General features: G+C 65.7%; 15 protein-coding genes. 9 read left to right on the top strand and 6 right to left on the bottom strand.

Features of this window, described 5'->3' with window-relative positions; all coding sequences use genetic code 11:
- The first annotated feature begins 189 nt into the window (after positions 1-189).
- Positions 190-1,152, top strand: coding sequence for a heme o synthase (locus ACP4XC_RS11675; RefSeq protein ID WP_427169731.1), 963 nt, complete (start codon positions 190-192; stop codon positions 1,150-1,152).
- A 180-nt stretch (positions 1,153-1,332) separates the two neighbouring features.
- Here ACP4XC_RS11675 and ACP4XC_RS11670 read toward each other — a convergent pair whose 3' ends face one another.
- Genes ACP4XC_RS11670 through ACP4XC_RS11660 form a run of 3 tightly spaced genes read right to left on the bottom strand, consistent with a single transcriptional unit; the run spans position 1,333 to position 4,008 of the window.
- Positions 1,333-2,277 (bottom strand): COX15/CtaA family protein, encoded by a 945-nt coding sequence (locus tag ACP4XC_RS11670; RefSeq protein ID WP_427169728.1) that lies wholly within the window; start codon positions 2,275-2,277, stop codon positions 1,333-1,335.
- A gap of 7 nt (positions 2,278-2,284) precedes the next feature.
- Positions 2,285-3,043 carry an ABC transporter permease gene (locus ACP4XC_RS11665; RefSeq protein ID WP_427169726.1) on the bottom strand — a complete coding sequence of 253 codons (759 nt, stop codon included), beginning with the start codon at positions 3,041-3,043 and terminating at the stop codon, positions 2,285-2,287.
- Positions 3,040-4,008 carry an ABC transporter ATP-binding protein gene (locus ACP4XC_RS11660; protein WP_427169724.1) on the bottom strand — a complete coding sequence of 323 codons (969 nt, stop codon included), beginning with the start codon at positions 4,006-4,008 and terminating at the stop codon, positions 3,040-3,042. The genes ACP4XC_RS11665 and ACP4XC_RS11660 overlap by 4 nt, the downstream gene beginning before the upstream one ends.
- Positions 4,009-4,122: 114 nt before the next feature.
- Between ACP4XC_RS11660 and ACP4XC_RS11655 the strand changes: the two genes are divergently transcribed.
- The 6 genes from ACP4XC_RS11655 (at position 4,123) to ACP4XC_RS11630 (ending at position 9,367) form a co-directional block, all read left to right on the top strand.
- Positions 4,123-4,992 (top strand): helix-turn-helix transcriptional regulator, encoded by an 870-nt coding sequence (locus ACP4XC_RS11655; RefSeq protein WP_427169722.1) that lies wholly within the window; start codon positions 4,123-4,125, stop codon positions 4,990-4,992.
- Positions 4,992-6,455 carry a Fe-S cluster assembly protein SufB gene (gene sufB, locus ACP4XC_RS11650; RefSeq protein ID WP_427169720.1) on the top strand — a complete coding sequence of 488 codons (1,464 nt, stop codon included), beginning with the start codon at positions 4,992-4,994 and terminating at the stop codon, positions 6,453-6,455. Before ACP4XC_RS11655 ends, sufB begins: the two co-directional genes overlap by 1 nt.
- The gene (gene sufD / locus ACP4XC_RS11645; protein ID WP_427169718.1) at positions 6,455-7,741 is read left to right on the top strand and encodes a Fe-S cluster assembly protein SufD; all 1,287 of its coding nucleotides are present in this window, start codon (positions 6,455-6,457) and stop codon (positions 7,739-7,741) included. Before sufB ends, sufD begins: the two co-directional genes overlap by 1 nt.
- A 20-nt stretch (positions 7,742-7,761) precedes the next feature.
- Complete coding sequence (locus ACP4XC_RS11640; RefSeq protein ID WP_427169715.1) at positions 7,762-8,121, top strand: non-heme iron oxygenase ferredoxin subunit; 360 nt, start codon at positions 7,762-7,764, stop codon at positions 8,119-8,121.
- A gap of 99 nt (positions 8,122-8,220) precedes the next feature.
- Positions 8,221-9,021 (top strand): Fe-S cluster assembly ATPase SufC, encoded by an 801-nt coding sequence (gene sufC, locus ACP4XC_RS11635; RefSeq protein ID WP_427169713.1) that lies wholly within the window; start codon positions 8,221-8,223, stop codon positions 9,019-9,021.
- Between the two features lie 13 nt (positions 9,022-9,034).
- Positions 9,035-9,367, top strand: a complete 333-nt coding sequence (locus tag ACP4XC_RS11630; RefSeq protein ID WP_146337626.1) for a metal-sulfur cluster assembly factor — start codon at positions 9,035-9,037, stop codon at positions 9,365-9,367.
- Between the two features lie 87 nt (positions 9,368-9,454).
- Here the strand turns inward: ACP4XC_RS11630 and ypfJ are convergent, their stop codons facing one another.
- The gene (gene ypfJ, locus ACP4XC_RS11625) at positions 9,455-10,339 is read right to left on the bottom strand and encodes a KPN_02809 family neutral zinc metallopeptidase (protein WP_427169711.1); all 885 of its coding nucleotides are present in this window, start codon (positions 10,337-10,339) and stop codon (positions 9,455-9,457) included.
- 60 nt (positions 10,340-10,399) lie between these two features.
- On the opposite strand from ypfJ, the gene ACP4XC_RS11620 reads away from it, so the two are divergent.
- Together ACP4XC_RS11620 and ACP4XC_RS11615 are read left to right on the top strand one after the other, a co-directional pair.
- Positions 10,400-11,806 (top strand): class I adenylate-forming enzyme family protein, encoded by a 1,407-nt coding sequence (locus ACP4XC_RS11620; RefSeq protein ID WP_427169709.1) that lies wholly within the window; start codon positions 10,400-10,402, stop codon positions 11,804-11,806.
- Between the two features lies 1 nt (position 11,807).
- Positions 11,808-13,037: a thiolase family protein gene (locus ACP4XC_RS11615; RefSeq protein ID WP_427169707.1), complete on the top strand. Its 1,230-nt coding sequence runs from the start codon at positions 11,808-11,810 to the stop codon at positions 13,035-13,037.
- 16 nt (positions 13,038-13,053) lie between these two features.
- Here ACP4XC_RS11615 and ACP4XC_RS11610 read toward each other — a convergent pair whose 3' ends face one another.
- Positions 13,054-13,698, bottom strand: a complete 645-nt coding sequence (locus ACP4XC_RS11610; RefSeq protein WP_427169705.1) for an energy-coupling factor transporter transmembrane component T family protein — start codon at positions 13,696-13,698, stop codon at positions 13,054-13,056.
- Positions 13,695-14,426: an energy-coupling factor ABC transporter ATP-binding protein gene (locus ACP4XC_RS11605; protein ID WP_427169704.1), complete on the bottom strand. Its 732-nt coding sequence runs from the start codon at positions 14,424-14,426 to the stop codon at positions 13,695-13,697. The genes ACP4XC_RS11610 and ACP4XC_RS11605 overlap by 4 nt, the downstream gene beginning before the upstream one ends.
- Position 14,427: the final 1 nt, after the last annotated feature.

The raw sequence follows: 14,427 nt of genomic DNA, 5'->3' as shown, positions 1-14,427 counted from the left end.
ATGAATCACCGGCCCGGAATCCCGTTGTGAGCTTCAGTTAATCTGCCGGAATCACCTGGAGCTCGGGGGCGGAAGAGCCACGGTATGATATTCGGAGGCCATCAGCGGAGCGAACAGGCCCGCCTCGGGCCCCGCCGCTGCACGAACCGCTGCACCAACCGGCCGGACTGAACAGCCAGACAGAACAGAGTGACTGCCACCGTGAGCACAACAGATACGCCGCTGAACACCTCCCGGGCACCGGGGAAAATCGGGCTAGCCCGCAAAGCAAAGGCGTACCTGGCCCTTACGAAACCCCGGGTCATAGAACTCCTGCTCGTCAGCACGCTTCCCACCATGATCTATGCCGAGCGCGGATTCCCCTCGATCGGGCTTATCCTGGCTACCCTGGTGGGCGGTGCTTTCGCCGCCGGCAGCGCCGGCGCTTTCAACTGCTACATCGACCGCGACATTGACAAGCTGATGCACCGGACGGAGAACAGGCCGCTGGTCACCGGCGAGGTGACACCGCGCGAAGCGCTGGTTTTCGCCTGGCTGCTGGGAGCGGCCTCGATTGCCATCCTGTGGTTCGGCGCCAATCCGCTCTCCGCGTGGCTTGGGCTCGGAGCCATCCTTTTCTATGTGGTCATCTACACCATGATCCTCAAGCGGCGCACGGCCCAGAACATTGTGTGGGGCGGGGCGGCCGGCTGCTTCCCGGTACTCATCGCCTGGTCCGCCGTTACCAACACGGTGGAATGGCCCGCCGTCGTCCTCTTTATGGTGATATTCCTCTGGACGCCGCCGCACTACTGGCCGCTGTCCATGCGGTACGGCGAAGATTACCGCAATGCGAATGTGCCCATGCTGGGCGCAATCGCGGGTGCGAAGGTGGTCTCCGTCCAAGTGGTGCTCTACGCCTGGGCCATGGTGGCGTGCTCGCTTCTGATGATCCCGGCGGGCGGCGCGGGCTGGGTCTACACGGTTACGGCCGTCCTGGCCGGCGCCTGGTTCCTCTACGAATCACATGCGCTGTACACCCGCGCGCAGGGCGGCGATGTCTCGAACAAGGGAGCCATGAAGGTCTTCCACGGTTCCATCAGCTACCTGACGCTTCTCTTCATCGCTCTGGCCGTGGATCCGTTTGTGGGTTCGGCCATCATGCCGCGCTAAGGAGTTCGCGCGAAGCGCCAGCTTCGTCGAGAAACCGCCGCTGCAGCGACAGCGCCGCACAATCAGAGCAACAAGCAGCAACGCGGGGCCACTTTCCCACCCATCCGGAACTCCGGAGTGGGCGGGCAAGTGACCCCGCGTTGTCTTGTGCTGAGCGGGATGCTGCTGCGCTGGATGCCTCTATTTGACGGGGCTGGAATGCGCGACGTCGGCGGCGTTGGTGGCGGCGCTCATCAGCAGGGCGGCCCCCAGCATGTGGGCGGCCACCAGCAGGGCGGGAATCCCGTTGTAGTACTGCGTGAAGCCGATGACCGCCTGAAGGATGGTGACGGCGAAAAGCATCAGCACGGCTGTCCGGAAGAGGCCCGTGATCCTGCCACGGAACACCAGGTACAGGCCGAACACTCCTCCCGCGGTGATCAAGTAGGCAGGAACTGCGTGGATGTGGGCGAAGAGGTCCCAGTCAAGGTCGTTCCGGGGGGCGTTGGCGTCACCGGCATGTGGTCCGGCGCCGGTTACCACCACGCCGAGCGTCACGGCCACGGCGGAGAAGACTGCCACTGCGGTCATGACCGGCCGGGCGGAGCCGGGCAGTGCCGGGAGGTAGCGGTCCATAAACCGTCCGGTCCGTCCGTAGGCCCTGTTGACCAGAAGCGTGGCAAACACCACGAGCGCCATGGAAACCAGGAAGTGCAGGCCCACAACCCAAGGGTTGAGCTGCGTCAGGACCGTGATGCCGCCGATCACTGCCTGGGCGGGGATGCTGGCAAGCAGTCCAAGTGCCAGCAGGAACAGGTCACGCCGTTCCTTGCGGAGGTTCCACAAGTACACCAGCATGAGCGCGGCAATTGCTGCCAGAGCGAAGGTGAGCAGCCGGTTGCCGAACTCGATAAATCCGTGAATTCCCATTTCTGGGGTGTTGATCAACGAGCCGCTGGTGCAGCGCGGCCAGGTGGGGCAGCCAAGCCCGGAGGCCGTCAGGCGGACAGCCCCGCCCGTCACTACCAGCACCGTCTGTCCGATCAGCGAGAGGAGGGCGAGCCTGCGGACGGTCGAATCGACCGTCACTGGAAGTTTGGACGTTATCCGTCCGAATATCTGGGGGAGGCGCGATGCCGTGCTCACGGTTTTCTCAATTCCACTTGAACCAACGGATGGCTGCTGCGCCGGCGAGTACCGTCCACAGCAACAGGATAAGGGCGGCGCCTCCATTGAGGCTTCCGTGCAGGAAAGCGTCCCGCAGGGCTTGTCCCAGGGCGCCGGAGGGCAGGTAGTGGACGATTGCCTGCGCGAGTGCGGGCTGCCGCTCCACGGGCAGGACGATGCCGCCCAGGGCTCCGAGCAGGATCCACAACAGGTTGGTGATCGCCAGGGTCGCCTCGGGCCGCACGGTGCCTGCCACCAAGAGCCCCAGGGCGGTAAAGGCCGCAGCCCCGAGAACCAGCAGGGCCAGTCCCGGCAGCCAGCCGGCCGGGTTTGGTTGCCAGCCGAGTATCAGGGCCACGGCGCCCACCACCAGCACCTGCAGGACCAGTACGGCCAGAACCGCCAGAATCTTGCCTGCAATCAGGCCGGTGCGGCCCAGGGGTGTGGTGGACAGGAACCGCAGGACGCCGTAACGGCGGTCAAAGCCTGTGGCGATCCCTTGCCCGGTGAACGCCGTAGACATGGCGCATAGTGCGAGAACGCCCGGAACGGCAATGTCGATGCGGCTGCTTCCCAGGCCATCGAGCAATGGGGTCACTTTCAGCCCCACCATGGCCAACAGGGGCATCACAACGGCCAGGATGAGCTGCTCGCCGTTCCTGATCATGGTGAGCGCCTCGTATTTGCCCTGGAGCAGGATGCGCTGAGGCAGTGGGGCAGGGGCACTGCCGAGAACCCGGTTCATCGAAGGTCCCTTCCCGAGATGTCCAGAAATACGTCTTCAAGGCTGCGGGCTTCAAGGCTCATGGAACCCGGCATGATGCCGCGGGCGGCCCACCATGCGGTCAGCGCGGCCAGGTCGTGCGGCGTCAGGGCGCCCGTGGCCGAGTAGCTCCCGGCCCGAGTTTCCCGGAAATCGACCGTGTCGGGGAGGACACCGGTGAAATCGAGGCCCGGCGGCGCCTCGAAGAGCAGGGTGCGGATGTGCTCCTGGGCTGCGCCGGAAGGCACGTTGCGCTGCAGCAACTGGGCGACCGTGCCCTCGGCCACGTTCCTGCCGGCATCAATGATGTAGACGTAGTCGGCCAGCCGCTGGGCGTCGTCCATAAGGTGGGTGGTCAGGATGATTCCCATGCCGCTGTCGCGAAGTTCCGATATCAGCTCGAACACGAGCTGGCGTGACTGGGGATCCAGGCCGGCGCTCGGCTCGTCAAGGAACAGGACCTCCGGATTGCCGATCAACGCGGCCGCGAGGGCCAGCCGCTGCTTCTGGCCGCCCGAGAGGCGCCTCACGGTGGTCCGGCCGAAGGTGTTGATTCCGAGCCTCTGGATGAGGTCCTCCACCGGCCACGGGTCCTGGTACATCCCGGAAATGTGCTTGAGCAGGGGGATCGGATGGGCCGACGGCGGAAGTCCGCCATCCTGCAGCATCACGCCGACGCGTGAGCGCAGGGCTGCCCCTGCTGCGTCCGGGTCTTCGCCCAGGAGCGAAATCGTCCCGCCGGTTCGCCGTTGGAGCCCCTGGGCGCATTCTATGGTGGTGGTCTTGCCGGCGCCGTTGGCTCCCAGCAGGGCCGTGATTTGTCCGCGTCCGGCAGTGAGGGAGAGCCCGCTCACTACCCGGAGCATCTTGCCGTCGAGGGAGGCCAGTGGGCCGACGTCCTTAATGAGTCCGCTGATGGACAGGACGGGGGATTCGGTGGATCGCACCAAAGCATTCTACGGGATGTAGTAAGGAGGATGCCTGGCAGTCGGTTGACGGAGGTCAGCCTCGCCTTACTGGATCAGCGGACTAAATTACGACATGATTGTGTTGTGTATTCCATGAGCACTCCTCTTTCTGCGCCCCGAACCGGGTCCAACGCGCCAATTGGTGCGGCCCGTTCGCTCCGGCCCGCAGCGGGAACGGCCGCCGCCCGGCACACGGCGGGGCACTCCGCGTCCGCAGCCGATGCCGAAGAGCGCACGCGTGACCGGGTGTTGAGCGCTGTCCTGGAGCACGGCCCCGTGAGCGCCGCTGAACTGGGCGACCTGCTCGGTTTCACCCCCGCCGCCGTACGGCGCCACCTTGACCACCTGTCCCGCTCCGGCGTGATCGAAGTCAAGCGCGTGGCCCGGGCAGGTGCAGGCGCCGGCCGCCCGGCCCGCCGCTACGTCCTCAGCTCCCAGGGACAGTCGACGCTGGGCAATGACTACCTTGACATCGCTGCCTCGGCCCTGCAGCGCCTGTGCGAGATCGCCGGACCCGACGCCGTCCGCGCGTTCGCCGTCGAGCGGTTCGCGGACATGGAACGGCGTTATGCTCCTGAGATTGACGCCGCCGGCGCCGATATCACGGCCCGCGCCGAGGCGTTGTCAGCAGCGCTGAGCCGGGACGGCTTTGTGGCGTCGGCGGCAACCATCGAGGCCAGGGCGCCCCTGCCTGCCGCCTTGTCCAGCGTCCAGCTGTGCCAGGGGCACTGCCCCATCCAGCATCTGGCCACGAAATTCCCCGTATTCTGCGACGCCGAAACCGAAGTCTTCTCGCGGCTTGTCGGCGTCGACGTCCGCAGGCTGTCCACGCTCGCACGGGGCGGACACGTCTGCACCACCCACATACCTACAGGCCGTCCAGCCGCCAAAGAGCCCATCGGCTCTGCAGGTGCCCCGGGCAGCCTGGATGAAGTATCCAACCATCTGCAAGAAAGGCCGTGATGACGGACCAACTATCAGAGAAAAAGGTTGCTGAAACGACTGTGATTTCGGAAATTCTGGAAAAGAATCCCGAGCTCCACGGTATCGGCACCTATGAATACGGCTGGGCCGATAAGACAGACGTCGGCGCCAATGCCCGCCGTGGCATTAACGAAGACGTCGTCCGCGACATTTCGGCCAAGAAGAGCGAGCCGGAATGGATGCTTGATCTGCGCCTTAAGGGCCTGAAGTACTTCGATCGCAAGCCCATGCCCACTTGGGGCGCGGACCTCTCGGGCATCGACTTCGACAACATCAAGTACTTCGTGCGCTCAACCGAGAAGCAGGCTGCCACGTGGGAGGACCTCCCCGAGGACATCCGCAACACCTACGAGAAGCTGGGCATCCCGGAAGCGGAGCGCAGCCGCCTCGTTTCCGGCGTCGCCGCCCAGTACGAGTCCGAGGTGGTCTACCACCAGATCCGTGAAGATCTCGAAGCACAGGGCGTTATCTTCCTGGACACGGACACCGCTCTGCGCGAGCACCCGGAAATCTTCCAGGAGTACTTCGGAACCATCATTCCGGTGGGCGATAACAAGTTCGCTTCGCTGAACACGGCCGTGTGGTCCGGCGGTTCCTTCGTGTACGTGCCCAAGGGCGTCCACGTTGACATCCCGCTGCAGGCGTACTTCCGCATCAACACGGAAAACATGGGCCAGTTCGAGCGCACCCTGATCATCGCCGACGAGGACTCCTACGTCCACTACATCGAAGGCTGCACCGCGCCGATCTACACCTCTGACTCGCTGCACTCGGCCGTTGTGGAGATCATCGTGAAGAAGGGCGCCCGCGTCCGCTACACCACCATCCAGAACTGGTCCAACAACGTGTACAACCTCGTGACCAAGCGCGCCATCTGCGAAGAGGGCGCCACCATGGAGTGGATCGATGGCAACATCGGCTCCAAGGTCACCATGAAGTACCCGGCCGTCTACCTTGTGGGCGAGCACGCCAAGGGTGAGACGCTTTCCATCGCCTTCGCCGGCGAGGGCCAGCACCAGGACACGGGCTCGAAGATGGTGCACATCGCGCCGAACACCAAGAGCTCCATCGTCTCCAAGTCCGTTGCCCGTGGCGGCGGCCGCGCCGCGTACCGCGGCCTGGTCCAGGTCCGCGAAGGCGCCAAGCACTCGGCCAACACCGTCCGCTGCGACGCCCTCCTGGTGGACACCATCAGCCGCTCGGACACCTACCCCTACATCGACATCCGTGAGGATGACGTTGTGATGGGGCACGAGGCCACGGTCTCGCGCGTCAGCGAAGAGCAACTGTTCTACCTGATGTCCCGCGGCATGCGCGAAGACGAGGCCATGGCGATGATCGTCCGCGGCTTCATCGAACCGATCTCCCGCGAGCTTCCGATGGAATACGCCCTCGAACTGAACCGACTGATTGAACTGCAGATGGAAGGATCGGTCGGTTAATGACTGATATCACTACTGAAAAGGCCCGCATCGGCGCGCCGTCAGCCCAGCCGTTCATCAACGGCTTCACCGAGGAAGGCGAGAGCCTTTCCCCGATCAATTCGGCCGGCTCCAAGGCCCCCTTGGCGGGCGAAGCCGTCAAGCGCCACTCCCACGGCGGCGGCGTCGGCATCCCGGACAGCTCACGCGCCGGCCGCCTGACGTCCTACAAGCTGGCTGATTTCAAGCCGCTGACCGGCATGGAGGAAGACTGGCGGTTCACACCGCTCAAGCGTCTCCGTGGACTCCACGCCGAGGCCCTCGTCGGTTCGGCCCCGGCCATCACCGTCACGGGACCGGACGCAGTTACGGTCGAAACCGTGGGGCGCGAGGACAAGCGCATCGGCTCCGCGGGCATCCCCGAGGACCGGGTTTCGGCCAACGCCTGGGAGCACTTCGCCGAGGCCACCGTGATTACCGTTCCGGCAGAGCTTCAGGCGGGCAGCGAAATCAACGTTGTCCTGAGCGGACAGGGCGTTGAGCCGTCCGCCCAGCACCTCGTCATCGTTGCGCAGAAGTTCTCCAAGTCTGTGGTGGTCCTGGACCACCACGGCAGCGCCGTTGTTTCCGAAAACGTGGAAATTGTGGTGGAGGACGGCGCCGAACTGTCCGTCATCTCGCTTCAGGAGTGGAACGAGGACGCAGTGCACGCCTCCTCCCAGCAGGCGAAGATCGGCCGGGACGCCAAGTTCAAGCACGTCGTGGTCAGCCTCGGCGGGGACCTGGTCCGCGTCACGCCGTCCGCACGGTTCACGGCCCCGGGCGGAGAGGCCGAGATGTTCGGCCTGTACTTTGCCGACGCCGGCCAGCACCTTGAGCAGCGCCTGTTCGTTGACCACGCGGTGGCCAACTGCAAGTCAAACGTTCTGTACAAGGGCGCCCTCCAGGGACGCAACGCGCACACCGTCTGGGTGGGGGACGTCCTGATCCGCAAGGAAGCCGAAGGCACCGACAGCTACGAGGCCAACCGGAACCTGTTGCTCACCGACGGCGCCCGTGCCGATTCGGTGCCCAACCTTGAGATCGAGACCGGCCTGATCAAGGGCGCCGGCCACGCGAGTGCCACCGGCCGCCTCGATGACCAGCACCTGTTCTACCTGATGGCACGCGGCATTCCGGAGGACGTGGCCCGCCGCCTGGTGGTCCGTGGCTTCCTGCACGAAATTATCCAGCACATCGGTGTTCCGGCCCTCGAAGAGCGGCTCACCGATGCGGTTGAGCGCGAACTCGCGGCCACCAACAACTAGAAACACGGGACAAACACCAGATGACTGACCAGCCAAAAGGCGAGCTTGTCTGCAACGCCAATGAGATCCAGGTTAAGCAGGCGCTGCGGATCCTGATCGATGACTACCCCGTAGCCATCGTGAAGGACTCCATGGGCGAAATCCACGCCATCGGTGACACGTGCTCGCACGCGGACATCTCACTCTCCGAGGGTGAGGTTGAGGACTGCAAGATCGAGTGCTGGGGCCACGGCTCGCAGTTCGATCTCCGCAGCGGCCAGCCGCTTCAGCTGCCGGCCTACGATCCCGTGCCGGTATTCGCCGTGACCATCCAGGACGACAACGTCTACGTTGACGTCACCAACATCGTGAACGGTGCCGAAGTCCCTAACTTCAGCTGACCGGGCGGCCCGTCCACTGGGCCCGCAGCACGCTTAGAAACTTATCTACGAGAAACCGCACCGCAGCCGGAGGGCACGGTGCAGAGGAGAACAAGATACATGTCTACTCTTGAGATCAAGGACCTGCACGTCAGTATTGACACTGAGCAGGGCACCAAGGAGATCCTTAAGGGCGTCAGCCTGACCATCAAGACGGGTCAGACCCACGCGATCATGGGACCGAACGGTTCGGGCAAATCCACGCTGGCTTCCACCATCGCCGGCCACCCGCGTTACAAGGTCACGAGCGGTTCCATCACGCTCGACGGCGAAGACGTCCTGGCCATGAGCGTGGACGAGCGCGCCCGCGCCGGCGTCTTCCTGGCCATGCAGTACCCCGTTGAGGTTCCCGGGGTCAGCATGACCAACTTCCTGCGCACCGCCAAGACGGCCATCGATGGCCAGGCTCCGGCGCTCCGCACCTGGACCAAGGACGTCAAGGCTGCCATGGCGCAGCTGCGCATCGATGCCGACTTCGCCCAGCGCAACGTCAACGAGGGCTTCTCCGGCGGCGAAAAGAAGCGCGTGGAAATCCTTCAGCTGGAGCTCTTCAAGCCCAAGTTCGCCATCCTTGACGAGACGGACTCCGGCCTGGACGTTGACGCGCTGAAGGTGGTCTCCGAGGGCGTCAACCGCGCCCACGCCGCCGGCAACATGGGCACGCTCCTCATCACGCACTACACCCGCATCCTGCGCTACATCAAGCCGGACTTCGTCCACGTCTTCGTTGACGGCCAGGTTGTTGAGGAAGGCGGCCCCGAGCTGGCCGACCGCCTCGAAGAAGAAGGCTACGACCGCTACGCCACGGGCGCCGGAGCAGCCACCATTGCTGCCGCCACCACCGGTGCGGCACAGGCCTAGTTAGGACTCCGCCATGACGGAAATCAATACGGCCCGCACGGGCCTCGAGGATGTCGAAGAGGCACTCAAGGATGTGATCGACCCTGAACTGGGTGTCAACATCGTTGACCTGGGCCTGCTGTACGGACTGAAGTACTCGGACGACGACGGTGCCCTGCTGATCGACATGACCCTGACCACGGCAGCTTGCCCGCTCACCGATGTCATCGAGGAGCAGGTTGGCAAAGCCCTCGACGGAATCGTGGACGACTGGCGCCTGAACTGGGTTTGGATGCCGCCGTGGGGTCCCGAGCGGATCACCGAGGACGGCCGCGACCAAATGCGCGCACTGGGCTTCAACATCTAGTTCCTGCCAAACAAGAACGGCGGGCCCACCTCCTGGAGGTGGGCCCGCCGTTCTTGTTTGCCGGTTCTTACGGGGTCTTATGGGGTGCTAAGGCGTGGCGACGCTGAAGGTGTCGCACTCGTTGATGTCTCCGGTTTTATAGCCCTGGTAGAACCATTTTTGGCGCTGGGCGCTGGAGCCGTGGGTCCAGGACTCGGGGGAAACGCGACCGGTGGCGGCCTTCTGGATCCGGTCATCGCCCACCGAGGCCGCGGCGGACAACGCGTCCTGCAGGTCCTGCTGCTTGAGCGGCTCAAGGAACGGCTTGCCGGTGTTGGGATCGGGGGTGGTGGTGGCGTGGTTGACCCAGATTCCGGCATAGCAGTCGGCCTGCAACTCAACGCGGACGCCGCCGGACTGCGGACCCTGCGGATCCTGCTGCGCGCGGTCCAAGGTGCCCAGCAGGTTCTGCACATGGTGCCCGAACTCGTGGGCCACCACGTATTCCTGCGCAAGCGGGCCCCCGGAAGAGCCGAAGCGGTCCACGAGCTCCTGGAAGAAACCGGGATCGAAGTAGGCAGTGGTATCCACCGGGCAATAGAAGGGTCCCACCTCCGTGGTTGCCGCGCCGCAACCGGTGTCCGTAGCTGCGCTGAATATCACCGCGTGCGGCTGGGAGTACTTCGTCTTGTACTGCGCCAGATACGAGGGCCAGAAGGCATTGAGGCTGTTCACGGTGCCGGTGATCCGGCAGTCCAGGCGCGCATCGGCGTCGGCTCCGGTCTTGCACGCCGGCGCGCTGCCCTGGGCCTGCGACTGCTCCGGGGCGGCTCCGGTCAGCCCTTCCAGGAGGCTTGGGTTGATGCCGAAGAGGGCCGCGAGCAACAGGATGATCCCGCCGCCTATCCCGCCGCCAATCTTGGTGCCGCGGCCCATACCGCGCCGGTCCTGGACCTGGGACGGGTCCAGCTGGACATTGTCATTGAAACTCATATTGTCACAATAGCGTTTAGGGTCAGCGCCGCAGCGGGCCCCGCCGGTAAAGTTGATCCGATGCCTTTTCTCAATAGACTTCACCGCTGGGCCGATGAACGCCCGGACGACACCGCCGTCGTTGTGGGTGGGCGGCACATCAGCTGGTCGGGCCTCCGTGACGCCGCGGCCGCAAGGGTGGCGCACTCCACCGCGGTCACCGTGCTTGCCGAGGCGAACTCGCCGGAGTTCGCTGTTGCCTTCGCCGCCGCTGTGGCGGGAGAGAGGCAGTGCGCAGTCCTGGATCCGACGTGGCCCAAACAGCTGCAGGAGGATATTGCCGAACGGCTCACCCGCTCACGGGCCGGCCATCGGGAACCGGTCCCGGGCACGGGCCTCGGCGACGGCCCCCCGGACACACCCTTCCTGATCGGCCTGACCTCGGGCACCACCTCCGTTCCGAAGGCGTTCACCCGCTCGCGGCGGTCCTGGCAGCTGTCCTTTGACGCGTCGATCGAATTCTTCGGCCTGACCGCCGCGGACAAGACCCTGGCACCCGGTCCCCTGGCGGCCAGCCTCAACCTGTATGCGCTGTCCGAGTGCCTCTACGCCGGCGCCGAATTCCACACCCTGGAGTCTTTCGACGTCGGCGATGTCCACGCGGCGATCGGCCATGACGGCATCACCCGGCTGGTGCTCGTGCCCACCATGCTCCGGCTGCTCAGCGAGCGCGGCCTGACCGGCGGGGTGGACGCCTCCGGGATCACCAGCATCATCTGCGCCGGTTCAAAACTTGATGCCCGCACCCTTGACGCGGCCCGCCGCTGGGCGCCGAACGCAACGATCTTTGAATATTACGGCGCCTCCGAACTCAGCTTTGTCTCCGGCGCGGGACTTCGCGCGGGCGAGCCGCTGGACGCCGGCGGTACGGGAATCGGGGTCCCGTTCCCCGGTGTGGACGTCCGGATCCTGGACGACGCCGGAGCGCCGGTTCCGGACGGCGCCGACGGAAACATCTGCGTGCGCAGCGGCATGGTCAGCAACGGATACCTCTGGGGCGACGACGGCCAGGCCCTGCGCTGCTTCGGCGGCTGGTTCACGGTGGGGGACCAGGGCTACCTTTCCGGCGGGGTGCTGCATATCCTGGGGCGCCGCTCCGACATGATCATTACCGCCGGCAAGAATGTCTATCCGCACGAGGTGGAACTCGCCCTGTCCTCTGTTCCGGGCGTGGCGGCTGCCGTGGCCGCGGGAATGGCCGATGACGTCCGGGGCCAGCGCGTGGTGGCCGGCGTCGTTCCGTCACATGGCGGCATCACCGCCACCCAGGTCAAGGCGGGCCTGTATGACATCCTGCCCAGGGATAAGCGGCCGCTGCAGTATTACGCGCTTGAGGAGCTGCCGCTGACGGACCGCGGCAAGGTGAGCCGGCAATTGTTGCTCGACTGGATCGACCGGCGCGACCCCCGGATCCGGCCCCTTGCCTGACGTGCGCAGCCCAGTGCGCTTCCAGCCCGCCCTCCCCGAGGACCGTCAGCCGGTCATCATCGCCGCTTTACGCACCCCCATCCGCCGGGTCAACGGCGCATTGGGTGACGTCAGGGCCCACCAGCTGCTGGCGCCCGTCCTGGCACGGCTTCTCGCGGACACAGGGCTGCCGCCTGAAGCAGTGGGGGACGTGGTGATCGGCAATGCCGTGGGCGGTGGCGGCAACGTTGCGCGCCTTGCTGCTTTGGAGGCCGGAATGCCGGTCACAGTGCCGGGTCTGACGGTGGACCGGCAGTGCGGCTCGGGCCTGGATGCCATCGTCCTGGCATCGCGCCTGGTAGCGGCCGGCGGTGGCGGCGCCTACCTTGCCGGCGGTGTGGAGAGCATCAGCACCGCGCCCCTGCGGGCGAACCGGACGCCCGCCGGCCCACCTGACTTCTTTAAACGGGCACAGTTCGTTCCGCTGAGCTACGGCGATCCGGACATGGGCGTCGCCGCCGAAAATGTGGCCGCGGACTTCGGGATCAGCCGCGCCCGGCAGGATGAGTTCTCACTGCGGAGCCATCAACGGGCCCTGCGGGCGGCCGCGTCCGGAACCTTCGACGGCGAGACCGTCCCACTTCAGGCATCGTCAGGGGCGCTGGTGGCCAGCGACGACGGCCCCCGGGCCAGCCTGACGGCGGCCCTGATGTCCCGCTTCCCGCCGGTGTTCGTTCAGGGTGGGACCGTGACCGCCGCAAACTCCTGCTTCGACGCCGACGGCGCGTCCGCCGTCGTTCTGACATCCCTGACCCGGGCGCGCGAGCTTGGCGCCCGGGACGGGTTGCTGGTGTTGGGCACCGATACCGCGGGGGTGGATCCTCGGCTCCTCGGCATGGGCGCCGCCGTCGCGGCGGAGCGTCTACTTGCAGATCACGCGGTGGCTCCGGCCGCGCTGGGTCTTGTCGAGTTCAACGAGGCTTTCGCCTCCCAGACCCTTGCCTGCCTGGAGCGGTTGGGAATCGACCCACGGCACGCCAACCGTGACGGCGGGGCGTTGGCGCTTGGGCACGCCTACGGCGCGTCGGGGGCTGTCCTGGTCACGAGGATACTCGCGCAGGCTCGAAGGGCTTCAGCCCCGGCGCTGGAGGGAAGCGCGCGTGCAGGCGACGGTCAGCTGAGCCTGGCCATGATCAGTATTGCCGGTGGGATGGGCACCGCAGCCCTTTTCCGCTACCGCCGATTCGGTTAGCGGGACAGCGGACTAGTCAGCCGCCGTTTGAGTCCTTGCCGTCATCGGGTTCGCCGAGCCCTCGGGCGGCCAGCGCGTCACCGGTTTGCCGCGCATAGGCCACCGTGGTGATGAAAACCGGCAGAATGAGCGCCCGCGGGTTCCGTTCCAGGCCGCGGGCGCGTGCGGAGTCCCGGACATCGGAGTAGGCGCCGACGATGAACGGGATGCTGCGGAGCATGATGGCGATCGTCAGTGCAAAGCGTTCCGGATCCGCGCCGAACCGGGTGAGGGGCCTTGCCAGGGACACCACGCCATCGAGGAGGCGCTGGATCGGCGTGGTGGCAGTGAGCAGCGATGCCGCCACCACGCAGACCAGCACGTTCAGGACAATCCGCACCGCCACGGGGCCGCCCAGCTGCCACCATTGGAAGAGGCCAATGGCCAGGAGGACCGGCAGGATGGGGCGCACCGAGCGGACCAGGCGGTACGGGCCGGCTCCGCTGAGCAGGAAAAGAGCGCACAGGAGCACCAGCACCGCGGCTGCCACCGCCCAGTCCACAACCAGGAACGAAGCCAGGCCGCAGCCGAGCACCGCTGCGAATTTCAGCGAGAGCGGCGCCCGGTGGATCAACGAGCTGCCCGGCACATAGTTGACCAGGAGGAAGCTGTGTCCGTTCACCGGCTCCCCGCATCTGCTGGTGGCAGTCCGGCCATGGACAGCGCCCGGTAATGCTCGACGGCGGCGTCGGCACCGCCGTCGAACACCACCCGTCCGGCCTCCACCACGAGGACGCGGTCCATATCACGGACAAGGTCCAGGTCATGCGTGGACATCACGATCTGCTGGCTCAGCCCTGACAGGGTCCGGCGCAGCAGCTCGCGGTTGCGCAAGTCAAGGAGCGTGGACGGTTCGTCCAGCACCAGTACGGCGGGATCCACCGCCAGCACGGCGGCCAGGGCCAGGAGTTGGCGTTCACCGCCGGAGAGCTCGTAAATGCTTTGGTCGGCCAGCGGCAGCAAGCCGAACCGGTCCAGGATGGACTCAGCCCGCTGCCTGCGTTCCCTGGCATTTCGGATGGACCGCCGGAGCGAGAGTTCAACATCCTCCCTCCCGGTGGGCATCACCAGCTGGGACAGGGGGTCGGTGAAGACGAAGCCGACCTGCCTCCGCAGCGTGCGGACCGACCGGACGGAGTCAGCCCCGTCCACGCTCACCGACCCGCAGCTGGGTGCGACCAGACCGTTGAGCAGGCGCAGGAGCGTGGACTTCCCGGAACCGTTGGCTCCAATGACGCCGATCCGGTGTTCTGCCAGGGTCAGCGACAGATCCGTGAGCAGGGTCTTGGGCTGATCGGACCCGTCCACGATGACGCGGACGGCCACTCCGTCAAGGGTGATGCGGCTCATG

Origin of the sequence: Arthrobacter sp. 92 (assembly GCF_050260325.1) — a bacterium.
Taxonomy (GTDB): Bacteria; Actinomycetota; Actinomycetes; order Actinomycetales; family Micrococcaceae; genus Arthrobacter.
The sequence above is the reverse complement of the archived record's forward strand: the minus strand, read 5'-3'. Positions and strand labels throughout refer to the sequence as shown.